Source organism: Teichococcus deserti (assembly GCF_001982615.1).
In the GTDB taxonomy this organism is placed as follows: domain Bacteria; phylum Pseudomonadota; class Alphaproteobacteria; order Acetobacterales; family Acetobacteraceae; genus Pseudoroseomonas; species Pseudoroseomonas deserti.
The window spans coordinates 1-5,765 of record NZ_MLCO01000199.1; the positions used below are offsets into that span (position 1 = coordinate 1).

General features: G+C 70.2%; 4 protein-coding genes. All 4 read left to right on the plus strand.

From position 1 onward, the window contains the following. Nucleotides 1–1,349: HlyD family type I secretion periplasmic adaptor subunit (locus BKE38_RS19220; protein ID WP_083747680.1), on the plus strand; the 1,349-nt coding region annotated here is incomplete at its 5' end. Nucleotides 1,350–1,617: 268 nt separating this feature from the next. Beyond that, nucleotides 1,618–2,586: a UDP-glucuronic acid decarboxylase family protein gene (locus tag BKE38_RS19225; protein WP_076958878.1), complete on the plus strand. Its 969-nt coding sequence runs from the start codon at nucleotides 1,618–1,620 to the stop codon at nucleotides 2,584–2,586. 25 nt (nucleotides 2,587–2,611) lie between these two features. After that, nucleotides 2,612–4,576, plus strand: a complete 1,965-nt coding sequence (locus BKE38_RS19230; RefSeq protein ID WP_106409259.1) for an O-linked N-acetylglucosamine transferase, SPINDLY family protein — start codon at nucleotides 2,612–2,614, stop codon at nucleotides 4,574–4,576. Beyond that, on the plus strand, nucleotides 4,573–5,765 hold a 1,193-nt coding region (locus BKE38_RS19235; RefSeq protein ID WP_131829654.1), incomplete at its 3' end, for an O-linked N-acetylglucosamine transferase, SPINDLY family protein. The genes BKE38_RS19230 and BKE38_RS19235, both read left to right, overlap by 4 nt.

Below are 5,765 nucleotides of genomic sequence, written 5' to 3' on the forward strand. Positions count from 1 at the left end.
GCCCGGTGCCGGCCGACCCCGAGGTGCTCGACTTCCAGGACGAGCTCGAGCAGGTCATTGCCGAGCCGCCGCCGCCCTGGCTGCGCGGCCCCCACTACCTGGTCGCCCTGCTGCTGGTCGGCCTGGTCGCCACCGCGGCGCTCACCGAGACCGACATCGTCGTCGTCGGCACCGGCCGCCTGGTGACCGACAGCCCGCCTTTGGTCCTGCAGCCGATGGACCGCTCGATCATCCGCGAGATTCGCGTCCGCCCGGGCGAGCGCGTCTCCGCCGGCCAGGTCCTGGCCGTGCTCGACCCCACCTTCGCCCGCGCCGACCGCGCCGCCCTCGACACCCAGCGCCAGGCGCTGGCCGCCCAGGCCGCCCGCCTGGAAGCCGAGCTGACCGAGCAGCCGCTGGCCGCCCCCGCCCCCGGCAACCTGGACGCCGCCCTGCAATTCACCCTGTGGCGCCAGCGCCAGGCGCAATACGCCACCCGCCTGGCCGGCTTCGACGAGGAGATCGGCAGCCAGCAGGCCGCCATCCGCACCGCCGAGGAGCAGGCCACCTACCTGTCGCAGCAGCTGGCCGTCGCCAGCGACGTCGAGGGCGTCCGCGCCCGGCTGCTGGAAGGCCAGGTCGGCTCCCGCCTGCAATATCTCGGCGCCCGCGGCCAGCGGCTGCAGACCGAGCAGGACTGGCGCGGCGCCCTGAACCGCGCGACCGAGCTGCGCCACAGCCTCGCCGCCCGCCGCGCCGAGCGCCAGGCCTTCCTCGACGAATGGCGCCGCAGCCTGCTGGAAGAGGCCGTCCGCACCCGCGGCGAGCTGACCCGCGTCGAGGAGCAGCTGACCAAGGCCGCCCGCCTGGACGAGCTGACCCGCATCACCGCCCCCCAGGACGCCGTCGTGCTCGAGGTCGCCCGCCGCTCGGTCGGCTCGGTGCTGCGCGAGGGCGAGGCGCTGATCAGCCTGACCCCGGCCGACGTGCCGCTGATCGCCGAGGTCACCATCGGCTCGGCCGATATCGGCTACACCAAGTCGGGCGACGCGGTGACGGTGAAGGTCGACGCCTTCCCCTTCCAGCGCCACGGCGCGGTGTCAGGCCATCTGCGCGCCATCAGCCAGGAATCCTTCACCCGCGGCAGCGAGAACCGCGACGCCGAGACCCCGCCCGCCATGGGCGGCGGCGCCGTCCATCGCGGCCAGGTGACGCTGGACGGCATGGCGCTGCGCAACCTGCCCGACGGCGCCCGGCTGACGGCGGGCATGACGGTTTCGGCCGAGATCATGGTGGGGACGCGAAGTGTCCTCGCGTACTTCCTGTATCCGATCACGCGGGGGCTGCAGGAAAGCATTCGGGAGCCGTAAGGCCAGGGGAATGAATTCCCCTGGACCCCATCTTTTTTCTGTCAGATTGCCATGTCCACGTGACGAAAGTACGTGGCCCTGCCCAGCGGCAGCGCGACCTTTGAGTGCGGCGTCCCGCCTCACCGCCGGACAGCGGCAGCCTGACAGAAAAAAGATGGGGGTTTGGGGGAATTCATTCCCCCAACCTGTCCCCTGGCCCTTCCTTCAACCAACACTGTGTTAATAAACCCCTCGCATATCCAAGCGGCGGTCCCGGGGAAAAGCCACGATGAAGCGCGCGCACAAACGAGTTCTGGTCACCGGCGGCGCCGGCTTCCTGGGGTCGCATCTGTGCGACCGGCTGCTGGCGCGGGGCGACGACGTGTTGTGCGTCGACAACTTCTTCACCGGCTCGCGTGACAACGTCCTGCATCTGCTCGGCCATCCGCGCTTCGAGCTGATGCGGCACGACGTGACCTTCCCCCTCTTCGTCGAGGTGGACGAGATCTACAACCTGGCCTGCCCGGCCTCGCCGGTGCATTACCAGAACAATCCCGTCCAGACGATCAAGACCGCCGTGCATGGCGCCATCAACATGCTCGGCCTGGCCAAGCGGCTGAACGCGCGCATCCTGCAGGCCTCGACCTCGGAGGTCTATGGCGATCCCACGGTGCATCCGCAGCCCGAGGATTACCGCGGCAACGTCAATCCGATCGGCCCGCGCTCCTGCTACGACGAGGGCAAGCGCTGCGCCGAGACGCTGTTCTTCGACTATCACCGGCAGAACAAGGTGGATATCCGCGTCGCGCGGATCTTCAACACCTATGGCCCGCGCATGCATCCCAACGACGGGCGGGTGATCTCCAACTTCGTCACCCAGGCGCTGCGCGGCGAGCCGATCACCCTGTTCGGCGACGGCCAGCAGACGCGCTCCTTCTGCTATGTCGACGACCTGATCGACGGGCTGATGCGCCTGATGGATGCCGAGGGCGAGGCCCATAGGCCGGTCAATATCGGCAACCCCGGCGAGTTCACCATCCGCGAGCTGGCCGAGCTGGTGGTGCGGCTGACCGGCACGGGCAGCGAGCTGGTCTATCGCCCGCTGCCGACCGACGACCCGATGCAGCGCTGCCCGGACATCACCCGGGCCGAGAGGCTGCTGGGCTGGGCGCCGCAGGTGCCGCTGGAGCAGGGGCTGCGGCGCACCATCCCCTATTTCGCCGAGGCCCTCGGCCTCGAGGCGCCCGCGCTCGCCTGACCTGACCGCGCCCGGGGAGGATCCCATGCAGAATTCCGGCATCGTGGCGCTCTTCGCCACCGCCCAGCAATTCGCCGCGCAGCCGCAGATCGCGCTGGCGCTGTATCGCGACTATCTGGCGCAGAACCCCGACGATCCCCTGCTGCACGCGGTCTATTTCAACCAGGCGGTCCTGCTGGCCAGCCAGAACGACGTGGGCGCCGCCGCCCAGGCCTTCGGCGAGGCGATCCGCCGCGCGCCGGGCTTCATCCCGCCCTATATCAACCTGGGCGCCTTGTACGAGAAGCTCGGCGCCATCGACCATGCGCTGGACCACTGGAAGCATGCGATCGACATGCTGGCCGCGGTCAGCCCGGACAACCTGACCTACAAGCTGACCGCGCAGAAGCAGACCGCCCGGCTGCTGGAGGACCGCAAGCAGCTGGCCCGCGCCGAGGCCATCCTGCAGGAGATGCTGCTGCTGCAGCCGCATCAGCGCGACGTGCTGCAGCACTGGGTGGCGCTGCGCCAGCGCCAGTGCCGCTGGCCGCTGCTGCAGCCGCTGGGGCCGCTGGACCTGGTCGAGATGAAGCGCCGCCTGGCGCCGCTGAGCCTCGCCACCTACACCGACGACCCGATGCTGCAGCTGGCCAATTCCTGGTCCTACAGCCAGCGGGACGTGGGCTATCCCGAGCGCTTCAACACGCTCGAGGACTTCTCCCCCGCGCCGCGCGAGGGAAGGCGGCTGCGCATCGGCTATCTGTCGTCCGACCTGCGCGAGCATGCCATCGGCTTCCTCACCGCCGACATGTACCGCCTGCACGACCGCGACCGCTTCGAGATCTTCGTCTACTACTGCGGCATCGCCGCCGAGGACACCACCAAGCAGCGCATCCGCGACCAGGTCGAGCATTGGCACGACGTCACCCCGCTGGACGACGACGCGGCGCTGGCCCTGATGCGGCAGCACGGCATCGACATCCTGGTCGACGTCAACGGCCATACCCGCGGCGCCCGCACCGCGCTGCTGGCCCGCCGCCCGGCCCCGGTGATCGTCAACTGGCTGGGTTTCCCGGCTTCGATGGGCAGCCCCTACCACCACTACATCATCGCCGACGACTTCATCATCCCTGACGGGCACGAGCGCTTCTTCACCGAGACGGTGCTGCGCCTGCCCTGCTACCAGCCGAACGACCGCAACCGCGTGCTGGCCGAAAGCGCGCCGAGCCGCGCCGAGGCCGGCCTGCCGGACGACGCCACCGTCTTCTGCAGCTTCAACGGCACGCAGAAGGTCACGCCCTTCGTCTTCGCGCGCTGGATGGCGATCCTGCGCGGCGTGCCGGGCAGCGTGCTCTGGCTGCTGAAATCCAGCGAGGAGGTGGATGTCCGCCTGCGCCAGCTGGCGACCGAGCACGGCATCGATCCTGGCCGCCTGGTCTTCGCGCCGCTTGCCAGCAACCGCGACCATGTCGCGCGCTATCCGCTGGCCGACCTGTTCCTCGACACGGCGCCCTATGGCGCGCACACCACCGCCTCCGACGCGCTGTGGATGGGCGTGCCGGTGCTGACCACGCCGGGGCAGAGCTTCGCCTCCCGCGTCTGCGGCAGCCTGGTGCGCGCCGCCGGCCTGCCCGAGCTGCTGTGCGCCGACGGCGAGGATTACGTCCGCCGCGCCATCGACCTCGGCCAGGATCGGGCGAAGCTGGCGGAGTATCGCGACCGGCTGCTCGCCAACCGCCAGACCTCCGTGCTGTTCGACACCGGGCTTTTCGTCCGCAAGTTCGAAGAGCTGTTCGAGGGCATGTGGGAAGACGTCATGGCCGGCCGTCTGCCGCGGCCCGACCTGACCAACCTGGACAGCTACCTCGAGATCGGCGTCGCGCTCGACCACGAGAGCGTCGAGTTCGGGCCGGACTTCGAAGCCGCCTACAGGGACGCCATCGCCCGCCGGCACCGCTTCACGCCCTTCGCGGCCGACCGCCGCCTCTGGCCCGCGGAGGACGCGGCATGAGCGACGCCCTCTCCCCCGCGGAGGCCGCCTGGCTGCTGCCGCGGCTGGGCCAGGAGCTGCCGGCGCCGGAAGCCGAACTGCGCCAGGGCCTGCTCGCCCGGCTGCGGCTGGAGCAGCTGCTCGGCCTGGTCGAGACCAGCGATCTGCCGCGCCCGCCGCTCTCCATGATCGGCGTCTATCGCGACTGGATCATGGCCAATCAGGGCTCGCCGCAATCGGCGGCGGCCTGGTTCAACCTCGGCGTCGAATGGGCGCCGCATGACGCCGGCAAGGCCGCCAGCGCCTATCAGCAGGCGCTGGCGCTGAAGCCGGACTTCCACCCGGCCGCGGTCAATCTCGGCCTGTCGCTGGAACGCCAGGGCCAGACCGAGGCGGCGCTGGCCTGCTGGGCCGAGGCGCTGCAGCCCGACGCCGCCCGCACCGCGCTGCTCAACCACCGCGGCCGCGTGCTGGAGGAGCTGGGGCGCTTCGAGGAAGCCATGGAGCTTCTCTTCAGGTCGCTGCTGACCGACCCGAACCAGCCCGACGTGGTGCAGCACTGGAGCCACCTGCGCCAGAAGACCTGCACCTGGCCGATCGTCCCGCCCGAGGGCCTGCCCGGCCTGCCCTATCGTGAGCTGGTGACGCAGTCCGGCCCGCTCGGCGCCCTGGCCCTGCTGGCCGAGCCGGAGGCGCAGCGTGAGGTCGGCCACCACTGGCTGACCCGCAAGATCGCCCCTGCCCCGCACCGCCTGAGCCCGCCCGAAGGCTACGGCCACGACCGCATCCGCATCGGCTACATGTCCTCGGACTTCTGCCGCCACGCGATGAGCTTCCTGATCGTCGAGCTGCTGGAACGCCACGACCGCAGCCAGTTCGAGGTCTTCGGCTACTGCTCCAGCATCGACGACGGCAGCCCGATCCGTGCCCGGGTGCTCGCGGCCCTCGACCACTACGTTCCCGTCCGCGCGCTGGACGACGCGGCGCTGGCCGAGCGCATCCGCGCCGACGAGATCGACATCCTGATCGACCTGAACGGCATGACCAAGGGCGCGCGGCTGCAGACGCTGCGCTGGAAGCCAGCGCCGGTGCAGGCGACCTATCTCGGCTATATCGGCTCGGTCCCCTTGCCCGAGCTCGACTGGCTGATCTGCGACGACTTCACCATCCCACCCGACCGCGCGGCCGAATACAGCCCCACCCCCCTGCG

Excerpts from the sequence above, each read along its gene's own strand:
- BKE38_RS19230 (WP_106409259.1), top strand. The coding sequence starts at position 2,612 with ATGCAGAATTCCGGCATCGTGGCGCTCTTCGCCACCGCCCAGCAATTC.
- BKE38_RS19225 (WP_076958878.1), top strand. The coding sequence starts at position 1,618 with ATGAAGCGCGCGCACAAACGAGTTCTGGTCACCGGCGGCGCCGGCTTC.